Origin of the sequence: Sphingorhabdus sp., from assembly GCF_044374345.1 — a bacterium.
Taxonomy (GTDB): Bacteria; Pseudomonadota; Alphaproteobacteria; order Sphingomonadales; family Sphingomonadaceae; genus Sphingorhabdus_B.
The window spans coordinates 1-15216 of the sequence record NZ_JBILOS010000048.1 but is presented as its reverse complement, the minus strand read 5'-3'; the positions used below and the strand labels follow the sequence as shown (position 1 = coordinate 15216).

Annotated in this window: 20 protein-coding genes; 6 read left to right on the top strand and 14 right to left on the bottom strand. The window is 58.2% G+C overall.

The genetic code is table 11. The features are described from left to right. The 6 genes from groEL to hisB all read right to left on the bottom strand — a co-directional run. Window positions 1–895: chaperonin GroEL (gene groEL / locus ACIQ5B_RS06525; protein ID WP_397598311.1), on the bottom strand; the 895-nt coding region annotated here is incomplete at its 3' end. Between the two features lie 98 nt (window positions 896–993). After that, the gene (gene groES, locus ACIQ5B_RS06520) at window positions 994–1281 is read right to left on the bottom strand and encodes a co-chaperone GroES (protein WP_125230447.1); all 288 of its coding nucleotides are present in this window, start codon (window positions 1279–1281) and stop codon (window positions 994–996) included. Window positions 1282–1435: 154 nt separating this feature from the next. Next, window positions 1436–2194 carry an imidazole glycerol phosphate synthase subunit HisF gene (gene hisF / locus ACIQ5B_RS06515; protein WP_397598310.1) on the bottom strand — a complete coding sequence of 253 codons (759 nt, stop codon included), beginning with the start codon at window positions 2192–2194 and terminating at the stop codon, window positions 1436–1438. 130 nt (window positions 2195–2324) lie between these two features. Beyond that, window positions 2325–3053 carry a 1-(5-phosphoribosyl)-5-[(5-phosphoribosylamino)methylideneamino]imidazole-4-carboxamide isomerase gene (gene hisA / locus ACIQ5B_RS06510; RefSeq protein WP_397576872.1) on the bottom strand — a complete coding sequence of 243 codons (729 nt, stop codon included), beginning with the start codon at window positions 3051–3053 and terminating at the stop codon, window positions 2325–2327. Next, a complete protein-coding gene (hisH, locus tag ACIQ5B_RS06505) occupies window positions 3050–3661 on the bottom strand; it encodes an imidazole glycerol phosphate synthase subunit HisH (RefSeq protein WP_397598309.1) in 612 nt (203 codons plus the stop codon). Before hisH ends, hisA begins: the two co-directional genes overlap by 4 nt. 150 nt (window positions 3662–3811) lie before the next feature. Continuing rightward, on the bottom strand, window positions 3812–4399 hold the full coding sequence (hisB, locus tag ACIQ5B_RS06500; RefSeq protein WP_397598308.1) for an imidazoleglycerol-phosphate dehydratase HisB: 588 nt from the start codon (window positions 4397–4399) through the stop codon (window positions 3812–3814). Window positions 4400–4492: 93 nt separating this feature from the next. On the opposite strand from hisB, the gene ACIQ5B_RS06495 reads away from it, so the two are divergent. The 5 genes from ACIQ5B_RS06495 to gmk all read left to right on the top strand — a co-directional run bounded on the left by ACIQ5B_RS06495 (window position 4493) and on the right by gmk (window position 8013). After that, complete coding sequence (locus ACIQ5B_RS06495; RefSeq protein ID WP_183940181.1) at window positions 4493–4969, top strand: SspB family protein; 477 nt, start codon at window positions 4493–4495, stop codon at window positions 4967–4969. Between the two features lie 100 nt (window positions 4970–5069). Further along, complete coding sequence (locus ACIQ5B_RS06490; protein ID WP_397598307.1) at window positions 5070–5369, top strand: GIY-YIG nuclease family protein; 300 nt, start codon at window positions 5070–5072, stop codon at window positions 5367–5369. A 213-nt stretch (window positions 5370–5582) separates the two neighbouring features. Continuing rightward, window positions 5583–6974 (top strand): class II fumarate hydratase, encoded by a 1392-nt coding sequence (fumC, locus tag ACIQ5B_RS06485; RefSeq protein WP_397598306.1) that lies wholly within the window; start codon window positions 5583–5585, stop codon window positions 6972–6974. Window positions 6975–7099: 125 nt separating this feature from the next. Next, window positions 7100–7294, top strand: coding sequence for a hypothetical protein (locus ACIQ5B_RS06480; RefSeq protein ID WP_397598305.1), 195 nt, complete (start codon window positions 7100–7102; stop codon window positions 7292–7294). Window positions 7295–7359: 65 nt separating this feature from the next. Further along, complete coding sequence (gene gmk / locus ACIQ5B_RS06475; RefSeq protein WP_397598304.1) at window positions 7360–8013, top strand: guanylate kinase; 654 nt, start codon at window positions 7360–7362, stop codon at window positions 8011–8013. Here gmk and ACIQ5B_RS06470 read toward each other — a convergent pair. The 7 genes from ACIQ5B_RS06470 to crcB all read right to left on the bottom strand — a co-directional run bounded on the left by ACIQ5B_RS06470 (window position 8010) and on the right by crcB (window position 12390). Further along, on the bottom strand, window positions 8010–8510 hold the full coding sequence (locus ACIQ5B_RS06470) for a DUF3429 domain-containing protein (RefSeq protein ID WP_397598303.1): 501 nt from the start codon (window positions 8508–8510) through the stop codon (window positions 8010–8012). The genes gmk and ACIQ5B_RS06470 overlap by 4 nt on opposite strands. Window positions 8511–8588: 78 nt before the next feature. Further along, on the bottom strand, window positions 8589–9290 hold the full coding sequence (locus ACIQ5B_RS06465; protein WP_397598302.1) for an ATP12 family chaperone protein: 702 nt from the start codon (window positions 9288–9290) through the stop codon (window positions 8589–8591). Continuing rightward, window positions 9287–9526, bottom strand: a complete 240-nt coding sequence (locus ACIQ5B_RS06460; RefSeq protein ID WP_395628615.1) for a hypothetical protein — start codon at window positions 9524–9526, stop codon at window positions 9287–9289. Before ACIQ5B_RS06460 ends, ACIQ5B_RS06465 begins: the two co-directional genes overlap by 4 nt. Further along, entirely contained in the window at window positions 9523–10182 is a 660-nt protein-coding gene (locus tag ACIQ5B_RS06455) for an HAD-IA family hydrolase (protein WP_397598301.1), read from the bottom strand. The genes ACIQ5B_RS06460 and ACIQ5B_RS06455 overlap by 4 nt, the downstream gene beginning before the upstream one ends. Further along, window positions 10179–10781: an FMN-binding negative transcriptional regulator gene (locus tag ACIQ5B_RS06450; protein WP_397598300.1), complete on the bottom strand. Its 603-nt coding sequence runs from the start codon at window positions 10779–10781 to the stop codon at window positions 10179–10181. Before ACIQ5B_RS06450 ends, ACIQ5B_RS06455 begins: the two co-directional genes overlap by 4 nt. Beyond that, window positions 10781–12016 (bottom strand): RluA family pseudouridine synthase, encoded by a 1236-nt coding sequence (locus ACIQ5B_RS06445; RefSeq protein ID WP_397598299.1) that lies wholly within the window; start codon window positions 12014–12016, stop codon window positions 10781–10783. The genes ACIQ5B_RS06450 and ACIQ5B_RS06445 overlap by 1 nt, the downstream gene beginning before the upstream one ends. Further along, window positions 12013–12390: a fluoride efflux transporter CrcB gene (gene crcB, locus ACIQ5B_RS06440; protein WP_397598298.1), complete on the bottom strand. Its 378-nt coding sequence runs from the start codon at window positions 12388–12390 to the stop codon at window positions 12013–12015. The genes ACIQ5B_RS06445 and crcB overlap by 4 nt, the downstream gene beginning before the upstream one ends. 349 nt (window positions 12391–12739) lie before the next feature. On the opposite strand from crcB, the gene ACIQ5B_RS06435 reads away from it, so the two are divergent. Next, window positions 12740–14914, top strand: coding sequence for a putative bifunctional diguanylate cyclase/phosphodiesterase (locus tag ACIQ5B_RS06435; RefSeq protein WP_397598297.1), 2175 nt, complete (start codon window positions 12740–12742; stop codon window positions 14912–14914). Between the two features lie 9 nt (window positions 14915–14923). On the opposite strand, the gene ACIQ5B_RS06430 is transcribed toward ACIQ5B_RS06435, so the two are convergent. Further along, the coding region (locus tag ACIQ5B_RS06430) for a hypothetical protein (protein ID WP_397598296.1) at window positions 14924–15216 on the bottom strand (293 nt) is incomplete at its 5' end.

Genomic DNA, 15216 nt, shown 5'->3' with positions numbered 1-15216 from the left:
CACCCTTGGTGAGGATCGCGATATCTTCCAGCATCGCCTTGCGACGATCGCCAAAGCCAGGTGCCTTAACCGCAGCAATCTTCAAGCCGCCACGCAGCTTGTTGACGACCAAAGTTGCAAGCGCTTCACCTTCAACATCTTCAGCGATGATGAGCAATGGACGGCCCGACTGCACCACAGCTTCGAGGATTGGCAACATGGCTTGCAAGTTGCCGAGCTTCTTTTCGTGGATGAGGATATATGGGTTGTCCAACTCGACCGACATCTTTTCGGTGTTGGTGATGAAATATGGCGACAGGTAACCACGGTCAAACTGCATACCTTCGACAACTTCGAGCTCGCTTTCACGGCCCTTAGCTTCTTCGACGGTGATAACGCCTTCCTTGCCGACCTTCTCCATGGCGTCTGCAATCATCTTACCGATTTCAGCTTCACCATTTGCAGAGATCGTACCGACCTGTGCGATTTCCGAAGAACCAGCAACTGGCTTCGAACGCTTTACAAGGTCAGCAACAACCGCGTTTACCGCAGTGTCGATGCCGCGCTTCAGGTCCATTGGGTTCATGCCCGCGGCAACCGACTTCATGCCTTCGCGAACGATCGCTTGGGCCAGAACTGTTGCAGTGGTCGTGCCGTCACCGGCAACGTCGTTGGTCTTCGAAGCAACTTCGCGGACCATCTGTGCACCCATATTTTCGAACTTGTCTTTCAGTTCGATTTCCTTGGCGACGCTAACGCCGTCCTTGGTGATGCGTGGTGCGCCGAAGCTTTTGTCGATAACAACGTTACGGCCCTTTGGACCAAGCGTTACTTTTACAGCGTCAGCAAGAATGTCTACGCCGCGCAGGATGCGTTCACGCGCATCGCGGCCGAATTTCACGTCTTTAGCAGCCATGATATTTTTCCTTTAGTTGTGTGCCCCAGCGAAGGCTGGGGTCCAGATTCTTGTGTTTGGACTGGATCCCGGCCTGCGCCGGGAAACATCTACGTTGCTTAGGAAACGATTCCCAAAATGTCCGATTCCTTCATGATCAACAGGTCTTCACCGTCGATCTTGACTTCGGTGCCCGACCATTTGCCGAACAGGATCTTGTCGCCAGCTTTGACGTCGAGTGCGGTTACAGTGCCGTCATCGGCGCGTGTACCGGTACCCACGGAGACGACTTCGCCTTCCTGTGGCTTTTCCTGAGCTGTATCAGGGATGATGATCCCGCCAGCGGTTTTTGCTTCGGCCTCGACCCGACGGACGAGAACGCGATCATGCAATGGACGAAATGCCATGTTGAACTATCCTTTTTCTGTTTCGCCATCCCGCCACGCCTACATCAAGCAGGGGACGGCAATGAATGTGCATTAGCACTCATGCAAGGCGAGTGCTAACGGAGCCCAGATAGGGTGTTTTTATGACAGGTCAAGGATTCGGGACGCGATTTTTTTAGTTCCGCGCTGGTAACCCCGCCGCCCGTAACGCCGCATGGGCATCGGCGATGCTGTGCTGGCCAAAATGGAAAATCGACGCCGCGAGCACCGCGCTCGCATGGCCTTCACGCACACCATCGACCAGATGGTCAAGGTTACCGACGCCGCCGCTGGCGACAACGGGGATGTTGACCGCATCGGCAATTGCGCGGGTGAGCGCCAGGTCATAGCCGTCACGTGTGCCGTCGCGGTCCATGCTGGTGACGAGCAATTCGCCCGCGCCAAGTTCGGCGAGTTTTACGGCATGTTCCAGCGCGTCAATGCCTGTTGGCTTGCGTCCGCCATGGGTGAAGATTTCCCAATGGTCGCCGCTGCGCCGCGCATCAACCGAAGCCACCACGCACTGGCTGCCGAAACGTGCCGCGATATCCGCGACGACTTCTGGTCGGGCCACCGCCGCGCTGTTGACCGCGACCTTATCCGCGCCAGCCAGCAACAGCGCGCGCGCATCCTCTGCGCTGCGTACGCCGCCACCGACGGTCAGCGGCATGAAACATACTTCTGCGGTGCGGCGGACCACATCAATGATCGTGCCGCGCCCTTCATGGCTTGCGCCAATGTCCAAAAAACAAAGCTCGTCGGCACCCGCCGCATCATATGTCTGCGCCTGCTCGACCGGATCACCGGCGTCACGCAGGTCGACAAAATTGACGCCCTTGACCACGCGGCCATTGGATACGTCGAGACAGGGGATGACACGGACGCGGACGGTCACACTCTCCCCTCCCGCAGGCGGGAGGGGTTGGGGGTGGGGCGAGCCGAAGGCGAGCGAACTGCGGTGAAGGGTAGGTGCCCTCCCCTAGCCCCTCCCGCCTGCGGGAGGGGAACCAAGCAAGCCCCAAATATCACGCCCGCTCCGCCACTTTAATCGCGGTCGCCAAATCCAGCCGTCCGTCATAAATCGCACGGCCGGTAATCACGCCTTCAATGCCGTCCTTCGCATGCAGCGCGAGCATGTGGATGTCATCAATGCCCTTCACCCCGCCGCTAGCGATCACGGGAATGTTTACGCGCCGCGCCAGATCAACGGTCGCGTCGATATTGCATCCGGTGAGCATCCCGTCGCGGCCGACATCGGTGAACAGGATGGACGCCACGCCCGCATCTTCGAACCGGCGGGCCAGATCAATCACCGGCATGTCGGACTTTTCAGCCCAGCCCTCGGTCGCGACAAAGCCGTCGCGCGCGTCGACTGCCACCACAATGCCGTCTTCAAATTCGCGCGCCATCTCTTTGACGAACTTTGGATCTTTGAGCGCTGCGGTGCCAATCACCAACCGCGCAACGCCCATGTCGAACCAGCGTTCAACCGTCTGCGTATTGCGAATGCCCCCGCCCAGCTGAATGTAACCGGGGAAATTTTCGATGATGCCTTCAACCGCCTCGGCATTTTCGGGGCGTCCGGCAAAGGCGCCGTCCAAGTCCACCACATGCAGGAACTCTGCACCTTGTTCGGCAAACAGCATCGCCTGCGCGGCGGGGTCGTCGGCATAGACCGTTGCGCGGTTCATATCGCCTTCGGCCAAGCGCACAACTTCGCCGCCTTTCAGATCAATCGCAGGGAAGACTATCACGGCATCCACTCCAAAAAGCGTTTGAGGAAATTAATGCCATAGGCTTGGCTTTTTTCGGGATGAAATTGCACCCCCATTATGTTGTCACGGCCCACAGCAGCGACGAGAGTGCCGCCATGGTCGGTTGTCGCCAGCACGTCCGCATCGTCCGTCGCATCAAAATGGTAACTATGCAAAAAATACGCCTCACCCGCTTCAATCAACGGCGCGCCTTGCGTCGGAACAACATCGTTCCAGCCCATATGCGGGATTTTCAAATCTGCAGCCGGCGCAATCGCGCGGACGGTGCCACTGATCCAGCCGAGCCCGCGCGTCGTGCCATGCTCAACGCCCGCATCGGCCAAAAGCTGCATGCCGACGCAAATACCCAGAAACGGAGTGCCCTCAACGCGCACGCGCTGCTCCATTGCGGCGACCATGCCGTCAATCGCGGACAGCGCCTCCATACAATGCGCAAAGGCGCCAACGCCGGGCAGAACGATGCGGTCCGCTTTGGCAACAATATCGGGATCGGCGGTCACATGCACGTCGCCTGCGCCCGCCGCTTTCAACGCATTGTGCACCGAATGCAGATTGCCCGCGCCATAATCAATCAGCGCAAGGTTCATGTTCCCCTCCCGCAGGCGGGAGGGGAGCGCAGCAGGTCTGTCCCCCGGACAGGCCCAAAGGCCGCGCTGGGTGGGGCGAGCCAAAGGCGAGCGAGCGACCGCAAAGTCACAGGCCCACCCCCGACCCCTCCCGCCTGCGGGAGGGGAGATTCACAGCGTGCCCTTGGTCGACGGGATGGCGTCCGCCTTGCGCGGGTCAATCTCAACCGCTTGGCGCAATGCGCGGGCCAAAGCCTTGTAGCAGCTTTCGACGATGTGGTGGTTGTTCGAACCATAAAGATTTTCGATGTGCAGCGTAATGCCCGCGCTGGTCGCAAAGCTGTGGAACCAATGTTCGATCAGCTCGGTATCCCATTCGCCCAGACGCGGCATGCCAAGTGACACTTTCCACACGAAATAGGGCCGCCCCGAAATATCGAGCGCACAGCGCGTCAACGTTTCATCCATCGGCGCATAGGCCGTGCCATAACGCGTGATGCCGCGTTTATCGCCCAATGCCTTCAACACCGCCTCGCCAATCGCGATGCCGGTGTCTTCGGTGGTGTGGTGCTGGTCAATGTGCAGGTCGCCAACGGCCTTCACCTTCAGGTCGATCAGCGAATGGCGCGACAGTTGCTCAAGCATATGGTCGAGAAAACCGATGCCCGTTGACACGTCATACACACCAGTGCCGTCGAGGTTCACCTCAACATCAATGGACGTTTCGTTCGTCTTGCGACTTATGGAGCCTGTACGCATGGCCGCCGATATAGCCACATGCACGCATTTGGCAAGTTGGCTTAAGGCAACAAGTATCTTGATTTCACACGCGCGGAAGTCCACCAAGTGCCCATGACCGAAGAGCATGTAGATAGCCTGATTCCTTATGATGACGTCGTGCAAGAGGCATTGCGCGCCGTCGTTGGCCGCGTGCTGGGCGATGTCGCGCGCGATGGCCTGCCCGGCGACCATCATTTCTACATCACGTTCAAGACGCAAGCACCGGGTGTTGCCATTCCGCAGCATCTGCACGAACGCTTCCCCGATGAAATGACCATTGTGCTGCAGCACAAATATTGGGACCTGAAGGTTGAGGCCGAACATTTCGAAGTTGGCCTGTCGTTCAGCCAGATCCCGTCGCATCTGTTCATCCCTTACTCCGCGATCACCGCCTTCGTTGACCCGGCCGTAGATTTCGCGCTGCAATTCCATGTCGATGCAGGCGAAAGCGAGCCCGAACCGCATGAAGAAGCCGGCAATGACGGCCCCACCGTCGTCGTCGAAGACGGCTCCAACGTCGTAAGCGTGGACTTCGGGCGGAAAAAATAGGCGTGGGCATGTCATCCTGAAATATGTTCAGGATGACGATGAAGGGCAAAAAGGTTTTCGTCATCCTGAACTTGTTTCAGGATAACAAACAGGTGGTGCTATGCGAGATTTCCAACCTTGCGTATACATCCTCGCCAGCGGCAAACGCGGGTATATCTACGTTGGCGTCACGTCCGACCTGGCCAAACGCTTCTCTCAACATCGCTTGCGGTTAATCGATGGCTTTTCCAAGCAGCGCAACACAAACCGGCTGGTACGCTTTGAATTGTTCGGGACAATGGAACTGGCTATTGCGCGCGAAAAGCAGCTCAAAAACTGGCATCGCGATTGGAAGTTCAACCTGATTGAGAGCGACAATCCCGAATGGCGCGATTTGGCGGTCGAAATGGGATTGGTATAAAGCATCTAGGTCGCATTATCCTGCATGCTTTTCGGGGTAACACGCGAACCATTGCGCGTTATCCTGAAACAAGTTCAGGATGACGAAAAGGTTTTGTGCATTATGCCTTGGCCCTCAGTATCGTTTTTAATCGTCATCCTGAATTTATTTCAGGATAACAGACCGCAATACTATATCCGCTAAAACGCGTTCAGCATGACGAGGTTCAACAAAATGCCAAAATCATCCCGCACTGAAACCGACAGTTTTGGACCGATAGCGGTCCCCGCCGCCGCTTTTTGGGGCGCACAGACGCAGCGGAGTATCGCGAACTTTCCCTTTCCGGCGCATGAGCGGATGCCGATTGGCATAATCTACGGCCTTGCCCATGTAAAACGCGCCGCCGCGTTAACGCACAAAGCATCGGGCGCGCTGCCGGCGGACATTGCCGACGCGATCATCGCCGCCGCAGACGCCATATTGGCGGGCAAGCATGACGATCAATTCCCGCTCGTCATCTGGCAAACGGGCAGCGGCACGCAGTCGAACATGAATGTGAATGAGGTCATCGCAGGCATTGCCAATGAAACGCTGGCGGGCACACGCGGTGGCAAAACGCCGGTGCACCCCAATGATCATGTTAACATGGGGCAGTCATCGAACGACAGCTTTCCCACCGCCATGCATGTCGCGGTGGCCATCGCGGTGTGGCGCGATCTGCTCCCCGCACTGCAACGCCTGACCGATGCGCTGACCGAAAAGTGCAAAGCATGGGGCGCGATCATCAAAATCGGCCGCACCCATTTGCAGGACGCAACGCCGCTGACCTTGGGTCAGGAATTTTCCGCCTTTATCGCGCAACTGATCGCCAACCGCGCGCGGGTTGAAGGGACAATTGTCCATAATGTGCAAAAGCTTGCGCAAGGTGGCACTGCCGTCGGCACGGGCCTAAATGCGCCAGCGGGTTTTGACGTTGCGATTGCCGCCGAAATCTCGACCGCAACGGGCATCGCGTTTGAACCCGCCCGCAACAAGTTTGAGGCGCTGGCATCCAATGACGGGCTTGTGCAGATGTCGGGCACGCTCAACACGCTTGCCGTGTCCCTCACAAAGATTGCCAACGACATCCGTTTGCTTGGGTCAGGTCCGCGCTCGGGCCTTGGCGAGCTACATTTGCCGGAAAACGAACCGGGCAGCTCGATCATGCCAGGCAAGGTGAACCCGACGCAGTGCGAAATGCTGACGATGGTCGCGGCGCAAGTCATGGGCAATCATCAGGCGGTGACGATTGGCGGACTGCAGGGGCATTTGCAGCTGAACGTCTTTAAACCGCTCATCGGTGCCAATGTGTTGCGCTCGGTGGAGTTGCTCAGCATCGGCATGGACAGCTTTGCCAAAAACTGCGTCGCCGGGCTTGAACCGGATCGCGACCGCATTGCGGAGCTTGTCGAACGCTCGCTCATGCTCGTCACCGCGCTTGCGCCCGTTATCGGTTATGACAATGCGGCCAACATCGCCAAAGCCGCCCACAAGAATGGAACCACCCTGCGTGAAGCCGCGTTAGCATCCGGACTGGTTGACGAAGCGACGTTCGATACCCATGTCAGACCGGAAGATATGGTTTGATCTTCATTCCTCGTCATCCTGAATTCATTTCAGGATAACAAGCGAGGTTGATGCGTTATCCTGAAACAAGTTCAGGATGACGAAGTGGGTAAACGTTCGATGACGAAGTGAGAAGGAAGTCGATAATGCTAAAATCCATCGCAGGTGCCGTTGTCGGCGAAGTGATTGGCCGCAAACGTGGCCATGGCTTGCTGGGTGCCGGCATTGGCGTAGTGGCGACCCGTTTGGCGACGCGCTCCATTCCGGGCTTATTGCTCGTCGGCGGCGCAATCGTGGCGAAAAGCATATATGATCAGCGCAAGGGCCGCAAAGAGGGCTAACGCGCTTTCATTGTCCCTAAAGCTTCCCTCTTGACGCCACCCTGCCCTTTCGCGCACTAGCGGCTATGGGCAACACCGACAATCATAAGCCGCACGAACTGGAACGCCGGGGCCTTCTATTCGTGCTTTCGTCACCTTCAGGCGCAGGTAAATCGACGCTTTCCCGCATGTTGTTGGAAGCGGACGAAAAAATCGCCTTATCAGTATCCTACACCACGCGCGAGCCGCGGCCCGGTGAGATTGAGGGCGTCCATTACCATTTCACAGACACGGCAACGTTCAAAAAAATGGCCGCAGACGGCGAATTCCTCGAATGGGCGCATGTTTTTGGCCATCGCTACGGCACGCCAAAGGGCCCGGTGGAGGAAAAGCTTGCCGCCGGATGCGATGTCCTGTTCGACATTGACTGGCAAGGCGCGCAGCAGCTGTATCAGGAAGCTGGCCCCGACGTCGTGCGCGTATTCATCTTGCCGCCATCCATCGAAGAACTTGAACGCCGCCTACACAGCCGCGCGCAAGATAGCGAAGCGGTCATCACCGACCGCATGAGCCGCGCCAAGGCCGAAATCGGTCACTGGGACGGCTATGATTATGTCCTTATCAATGACGATGTGCAGACCTGCTTTGAAAAGGTCCGCCAGATTCTTGCCGCAGAACGCATGAAGCGTCGCCGGCAAAAGGGCCTGATCGGATTCGTACGCGACCTCGCGGCGTCTTAAGCGGTCGGGGCAACCCCTGCGAGCAACAGCGTAATTCCGCCCAAGCCAATCGACAGGTGCCAGCGCAGCTTCATCCAACCGTCCGGCAACTGGCATCGCGCGGAAAGCCAGCGATCTGCCAGCGGTGAACCCAACACGAAAAACCCAAGCCACGCCAGCGACGGTCCGGGCCATTCCCAGCCCCATATCCACGGCAAATAAGTGGCGAACGCCAGCAAGCTTGGTGCCACAGCCAGCGCAAATATCGCGGTTGCAGGCGCATCATCACGGCGCGTGGTGACGCCCAATCCCCACCACATGCCGCCCAAAAAGCTGAAGATAAACGCGGCATAGCCATAAGCGGCAGCAAGCCCAATCCAGCGATAGTCCGATCCCGAAAACACCAGCACAGCGGCAAAAATCGGCGGCAGCAAACCGGCATAGCCCGCGACAAACGCCGCCTTGGGCAGCGGCCTTAACGTGAATATCGCGGTATTTTGGGCAGAAGCGTCTGTCATTGGGATTTCCTTACATGCTGTGTGCACATAAGTCTGGTCCAGCTTTGGCCCAAGATGGGCTTTTACCTATGGTTGCGCTTACATACCGGGCGTCAGCAGGTCGAGAAACCGGATGGCGGCCATGAATTCCTGCGCGCGGTCGTTGCGGTTTTTCTGCGCCCAATGGTCCGCGCCCCACAATTCTTCCTGCCACAGTTCATCGAGGCAACTGGCGTTCCAAATATCCTCCGCCGATCCTGCGCGTTCGACAATGGCCAGCGTGGCGATCAGCGAGCCCGACAGATGCGCCAGCTTTGCCATCGCGGCCAGTTCGAACGTGCCGCGCGCCGCCACTGCAGCGCGCAAGGTTTCGAGCGTCGCCTCAGGCTGTGGCTGGTGCATGATGCCCTCGACAATCACAAAGCTGACATCATAACGGGTGCGTGCCCAATCGAGCCAAGGGTCCCAGATTTCGGCTTGCCGATCCGCCAATGCTTCACCCGCAGCGCCGCGATAACAAAACAGGTCGGTTTCGCCATAGGCCGCAATCGCGGCGGCAAAGCCATCCCTATCGGGACCAATGCGATCAATCGCCGCGTTGGCAAAGCCGGTCATCGGCATCAACAGCGGATCGACGGTCTTTTCCACCGCGTCCCATTCGGCAACCACCGCATCCGCCAGCTTTTGGGTGGGCAGCGCCAGCACATTGTGCGTGGGTGTTTTAATCGGCCGGCCATCCAGCCGCACCGCATGCCCAAAACTGCTGGGCTCCAGGGTAACCTCTTTCCAAAATCGTCTCATGGCTGCGGCTTGCTCTTCCACTTTTTGGCCAGAAACACGGGCATTAGGAGGAAACTAAACATGCCGATCAGAAACAGCACATAACCCGCGGCGATGGGCAAGCCAAAGGCCTGACGCGCGATGACCGCCAGCCCGATCACCAACATGATCGCGCCGCCAATGCGGCACAGGTTGATGACCAGAAACCGATATTGCGCCTGCGTATCGCCCTGCGCATTGTCCTCATTCGGCGTCATGCAAAATTCTCCAGATAGACTTTCAACTCATCCATGCTCTCGGCGATGTAATCCGCGCCTGCCTCGCGCAAATCATCCACGCTGTGATAGCCCCAATTGACCCCGACAGTGCGTGTCCCCGCCGCGCGGCCCATGTGAATGTCATACACCGTATCGCCAATGACAACCGCATTGGCGGCGTCGGCCCCTGCTTCGGCCAAGGCTTGATACACCATCGACGGATGCGGCTTGGACGGGTGGCGGTCCGCGGTCTGCAATGTGACGAACAAGGACCGGAGTGCGTGATGGTCCAAACACCGCGTCAGCCCACGGTCGGACTTTCCGGTCGCCACGCCCAGCATCCAGCCGCTTTCATCCAGAGAGGATAAAAGCGCGGCGATGCCGTCATATAATGGTTCATCGACCAGCCCGTTGCTGCGCAATGCCCAAAATGCCGCGCGGTATTTGTCGGCCAAATCATGGTGCAGATCGTCAGCTGCCTCTGGCAACAATATCCGCATCGACTCCACCAAAGATAATCCGACCACACGCCGCGTTTCATGCCGCATCGGCGGCGTCAGCCCCGCCTCTTCAAAGGCATGCTCCATCGCCATGCAAATATTTGCCTGACTGTCGACCAGCGTGCCGTCGCAATCAAAAATGGCGAGTTTTGTCATGGGGTGAGGTTACGCATAGCATTGGCGATGGCAATGTTACCGGCTTCCTCTGCGCCATCTGCGGCGGATATCCGCACAGCGTCAGCTTTGTTTTGGCCAAGCTTTAACGTGCTGCGCCACGTGGTGATGTGCATTTCAAAACCGTAAATCCCGCGCAGCATTTTTTCAAACATGCCGTCGGCCATTTTGGCGCGCGTCCAAACGGGTTTGGGGGCCAGCTTCAATTCTTGATGGTGGGACAGCGCGTCGGATTGGGCAATTAACGCCGCTTCGTCCATTTTCCGGACAGAGCCCAATAGCTCAATCGCCACATAATTCCATGTCGGCACCTGGTCAGGAATGCCGTAATAATCGGGGCTGATATAACCGTCCGGTCCGTTTATGACGAACAATGCCTCTGCGCCGTCCAGATAGCGGACTATCGCATTGTTGCGCGCCATATGGAAACCGATGCGATCATCGTCCAGAAATACAAATGGCAGATGCGCGACATGCGGCCCGTCGGGTGTATTCAGGAATAACATGCCAAAGCTGATATCCTTGGCCAAAGCGCGCATGGCGTCGCGATCTTCCCAACGAAATGCGGCATTGGGATGCATCAGGGCTTACCCTTTGATGTGACCTTTTTCCCGGCCGGTTTTTTGCTGACGGCTTTTTTGATCACTGGCTTTTTGGCGGCGATTTTCTTGCCGGCGGCCATTTGGCTGCGCTTATTATCCTTGGGCTTATCCGACACGGAACCGCGCGAGCGGCGTTCGCCCTTGCGTTCCTTGCGCGCGGATTTGGCGATATTGGCAGCAACGCGCTTTTTGCCTTCCGCCGTTTCACTGAACTTGGGTGCATCCAGCACCAGTGCATCGCCCATTTCGATGTCGAAGCCCAAATCTTCAAAGCTCGATTGCATATGCGGGGGCAAGTCGGCGCGCACGTCAATCTGGTGCCCTGATGGATGGTCGATACGGATGCGGCGCGCGTGCAAATGCATTTTGCGGCTGATCGTGCCCGTCAGAAACGCGTCCTTGCCGCCATATTTGCCGTCGCCGACAATGGGGTGGCCAATCGCGGCCATATGCACGCGCAACTGGTGGGTGCGTCCGGTATAGGGCTGCAATTCGACCCAGGCGGTGGCGTTTCCGGCGCGTTCGACGATGCGATAACGGGTGCGGGCCGACTGGCCGTCCTTTTCATCGACATGCATTTTCTCGCCGCCGCTGCCGGGCTGCTTGCCAATCGGCAGGTCGATGAAACCATCGGCGATGTCAGGCACGCCAACGACCAACGCCCAGTACACCTTGCGCGCGGTGCGTGAGGAAAATGCCTTGGCAAAATGCCCTGCCGACCGCGACGTGCGCGCCAACAAAAGCGCGCCCGACGTGTCCTTGTCCAAACGGTGCACCAGCTTTGGCCGGTTATCGAGTTCAAATCCTAAGGCGTCGAGCAAGCCATCAACATGGTTCTCGGTCTTGGTGCCGCCCTGCGTGGCGAGGCCAGCGGGTTTGTTGATCACCAGCGCGGCGTCATCCTTGTGGATCACCATGCTCAGCGCGAATTCCATTTCGTCCTCGGTCAGATCGCGGCGCTTGCGCACCGGACGCGCGCTGGACGATGCCGATGTATCGGCAGGCGGCACGCGCAGCGTTTGCCCCGCCAACAGCCGATCGCCCGGGGTCGCGCGCTTGCCATCAACCCGCAACTGCCCCGTGCGCGCCCAACGCGACACGATGTTGAACGATGCGTCGGGCAAATGCCGCTTAAACCAACGGTCCAGGCGAATGCCGTCATCATCAGGGGCGACGACGAATTGCCGAATGCCTTTTTCGTCTTGCTTACTCATGTCCAAATTGTCCTTGCCAGCATCATTCCGGCGAAGACCGCACCCAATGCCAATATTACCGAAACCGCGGCATATGTCGCCGCCATCATTCCCTGCCCGCGTTGCACCATCTGCGCCATTTCAAGGCTGAATGCGCTGAACGTCGTAAAGCCGCCCAACACACCCACACCCAAAAACAGACGCAAGGGCTCTGCGGCTCCATCGCCGCGCACCAACCATGCCGCCAGCAACCCCATGGCGAGCCCGCCAAGCAGGTTCGCGGCAAAGGTCGGCCACGGCCAACCCCCGACGTTCACAGGCAGCGCGCGCGACAAGCCATAGCGCAGTGCTGCACCTATCGCTCCACCGGACATGACAAGGATTACGGGATTCATCGCCCCGGCTGTAGCGGCGCTTGCACGGAAAAGCCAGCCAAACCAATGGGCGCGGCTGAACCAGCTTGCGTGCGAAAGGCGCGCCCAAGGTCTTTGAACAAATGGGCCGGAATAGCATGCCCCGCGACGTCCGTCTGTGCGGCGGACGGAAGTGTTAGAGCGCAGGGTGCACCTATGTTAAGGGCACCGCCGATAATGCCGATATGCCGATGCAAGCCATGTCACGCTGTGTAAAAATGCATCCATTCTTGAGCGCTGCAGCCATTAGCAACATATTAACCAAAGCCGCCTAAATTCAGCCACATGGGATGAGGCGTATGCGCCTGCACATTGGCGATGATTGGTAACGATGGCTGTTTCGCGTTTATTAAGACGTTTTTCGGGTCGCGATTCTGCGGCCGTCATTACGACTGCCGACATCAACCGGCGCCTCGAAATTCTCGACGACTTCGAACATGCAGGCATTGGCTGGCTATGGGCGACCGATGCCAAAGGGCGGTTGATCTATATCTCCGAAAACGCCGCTGAAAAGCTGAACCGGCCCGTGCAGGAATTGCTTGCGCGCCCCATCACGCATTTGTTTGAATCCGACGCCTCGACGCCCGGGGAGCGTTCGGAAAGGCCGCTGAATTTTCAGCTGACCGCGCGCAACAGGATCGTCGACCAAACGGTGCGCTTTACCCTGAGCCAACCACAGGGCCGTGGCCGGCAAACATGGTGGTCGCTATCGGGCCATCCGAAGTTCGACAAAGCCGGTATGTTCCAAGGGTATCGCGGCAGCGCAAAGGACATCACCACCGAACATGAGCGCAAGCTTGTGGACTCGCGCCTTGCCGAATTTGACTCGCTCACGGGCCTTGCGAACCGCCACCGCATGGACAAAAAGCTGGAGAGCACGCTCGCCGCGTATAAGTCCACCAAGCGCAGCTGCGCGCTGATGATGCTTGACCTCGACCGGTTCAAAGTCGTCAACGATACGCTTGGCCATACGGCGGGTGATACGTTGCTGCGCCAGGTGGCCCGCCGCCTTGAACGCGCGGTCGGCAGCGTGGGCGAGATTGGCCGCCTGGGTGGCGATGAATTCCAGATCATCCTTCCCGACTGTGACGATCGCGGCAAGCTGGGCGAACTGTCGAACAAGCTCATCCAGATCCTCTCGCAGCCCTACATCATCGACGACAAGCGCGCGACCATCGGCATCTCGATCGGCATCGCCATTTCGCCCTTTGACGGCGTTGACAAGTTGGACCTTGTCGACAATGCCGACCTTGCGCTGTACGCCGCAAAGAACGGCGGACGGGGGCAATTCCGCTTTTACGCCGCCCATTTGAAAGACGAAGCCGCCGAACGCAGCTTGCTTGAAGACGGCCTGCGCGATGCCCTCGCCAATGATGCGCTGACGCTGCATTACCAACCGGTCGTCCGCACCGATGACAATATGGTGGTCGCATTCGAAGCATTGATGCGCTGGGACCACCCGGAACGCGGGCCGATAAGCCCCACCGTCTTTGTGCCAATTGCCGAGGAATCCGACCTTATCAACCATATTGGCGCATGGGCGCTGAACCGGGCGTGCATGGACGCGATGGCGTGGCCCAAATCGGTGCGTGTCGCCGTCAATGTCTCCGCCGCCCAATTTGCGCACTCGGATCTTATCGACACCGTCGCGCATGCCCTGCGGACGTCCGGGCTTGACCCCGACCGTCTGGAACTTGAACTCACCGAAAGCGTGTTCATGGGCGATTTCGAGACCATTGACGACATTTTCCGCGCGCTCAAAGACCTTGGCGTTCGCCTTGCGCTCGATGACTTTGGCACCGGCTATTCGTCGTTAAGCTATTTGCGCTCCGCCCCGTTTGACAAGATCAAGGTCGACCGCACCTTTGTCGAAGGCTGCACGCAAAAGGACCAGAACAGCGCCAAAATCATCGCCGCGATCATCAGCCTGTCCGATGCATTGGGCATGGAAACCACGGTCGAAGGCGTAGAGGCATTTGACCAGCTTGAAGTGGTGCGCGGCATGAACGCACGCCTTATCCAAGGGTGGATTTACGCAAAGGCGATGGATCAGGAAACACTGCTGGCCCGCATGGCGAACGGTGAATTGCACATCATCCCCGACGGCCCGCTGCGCCACCGATCCGAACGCCGTTCGGTGTTCCGCCGCATTGGCGTAATTCATGACGACCACCGTTATGAGGCATTGATGCGCAACCTGTCGAAAACCGGCGCGCTGATCGACGGCTTGTTGAATGTCCCCAAAGGCACCATCCTCGTGCTCGATTTATGCGAAGGGCAATTGGTCGTGTGCACGGTAACCCACGCGCAAGACGCGATGATCGCGGTCGAATTTGAAACCCCGTTGGTCAGCGATGGCGCAGGCGGCCTGTGCACGCGCCACCGCATTTCGTCCTATCTCTTGGCCAGCGTCACCCAAGCCAATGACGACACCCCCAAAAGCAAACCGCAATTCATGCAAGTCGCCGCGATCAGCAACCCGGCGACGATGAATTTCCGCGACTAGGGTCAGGACCTAATCATCAAACAGCTCGTCAGGGCCCACCAATCCCGACGCAACCAGCACCGCCATGGACTGGTTCGGCCACCCGTCGGGCAGCGGTTGATGACAGGTGGGGCATGCCACGCCTTGCCGCCCATATTCTTTCAACCGGTTGCGGATTTCGGTCAGCTTGGCGATGAACTTATCCTTCGATTTTTCGGGGTCCTCAATCTCGATCTTCCGCCCATAATCGTCAAAGCGCTTGTGCCGTTGCCATTCGTCAAAGCTTAACAGATCATCGGGCAATTTGCCCCCCGGCAGCGCGC

What these genes read in the sequence shown, in the direction of transcription:
- ACIQ5B_RS06445 (WP_397598299.1), bottom strand. Translation starts at nt 12,016, where the DNA reads ATGAGTAAGCAAGACGAAAAAGGCATTCGGCAATTCGTCGTCGCCCCT.
- groES (WP_125230447.1), bottom strand. Translation starts at nt 1,281, where the DNA reads ATGGCATTTCGTCCATTGCATGATCGCGTTCTCGTCCGTCGGGTCGAG.
- crcB (WP_397598298.1), bottom strand. Translation starts at nt 12,390, where the DNA reads ATGAATCCCGTAATCCTTGTCATGTCCGGTGGAGCGATAGGTGCAGCA.
- ACIQ5B_RS06480 (WP_397598305.1), top strand. Translation starts at nt 7,100, where the DNA reads ATGCTAAAATCCATCGCAGGTGCCGTTGTCGGCGAAGTGATTGGCCGC.
- hisH (WP_397598309.1), bottom strand. Translation starts at nt 3,661, where the DNA reads ATGAACCTTGCGCTGATTGATTATGGCGCGGGCAATCTGCATTCGGTG.
- ACIQ5B_RS06470 (WP_397598303.1), bottom strand. Translation starts at nt 8,510, where the DNA reads ATGACAGACGCTTCTGCCCAAAATACCGCGATATTCACGTTAAGGCCG.
- ACIQ5B_RS06435 (WP_397598297.1), top strand. Translation starts at nt 12,740, where the DNA reads ATGGCTGTTTCGCGTTTATTAAGACGTTTTTCGGGTCGCGATTCTGCG.
- hisB (WP_397598308.1), bottom strand. Translation starts at nt 4,399, where the DNA reads ATGCGTACAGGCTCCATAAGTCGCAAGACGAACGAAACGTCCATTGAT.
- ACIQ5B_RS06465 (WP_397598302.1), bottom strand. Translation starts at nt 9,290, where the DNA reads ATGAGACGATTTTGGAAAGAGGTTACCCTGGAGCCCAGCAGTTTTGGG.
- gmk (WP_397598304.1), top strand. Translation starts at nt 7,360, where the DNA reads ATGGGCAACACCGACAATCATAAGCCGCACGAACTGGAACGCCGGGGC.
- ACIQ5B_RS06460 (WP_395628615.1), bottom strand. Translation starts at nt 9,526, where the DNA reads ATGACGCCGAATGAGGACAATGCGCAGGGCGATACGCAGGCGCAATAT.
- ACIQ5B_RS06490 (WP_397598307.1), top strand. Translation starts at nt 5,070, where the DNA reads ATGCGAGATTTCCAACCTTGCGTATACATCCTCGCCAGCGGCAAACGC.
- fumC (WP_397598306.1), top strand. Translation starts at nt 5,583, where the DNA reads ATGCCAAAATCATCCCGCACTGAAACCGACAGTTTTGGACCGATAGCG.
- ACIQ5B_RS06450 (WP_397598300.1), bottom strand. Translation starts at nt 10,781, where the DNA reads ATGCATCCCAATGCCGCATTTCGTTGGGAAGATCGCGACGCCATGCGC.
- ACIQ5B_RS06455 (WP_397598301.1), bottom strand. Translation starts at nt 10,182, where the DNA reads ATGACAAAACTCGCCATTTTTGATTGCGACGGCACGCTGGTCGACAGT.
- ACIQ5B_RS06495 (WP_183940181.1), top strand. Translation starts at nt 4,493, where the DNA reads ATGACCGAAGAGCATGTAGATAGCCTGATTCCTTATGATGACGTCGTG.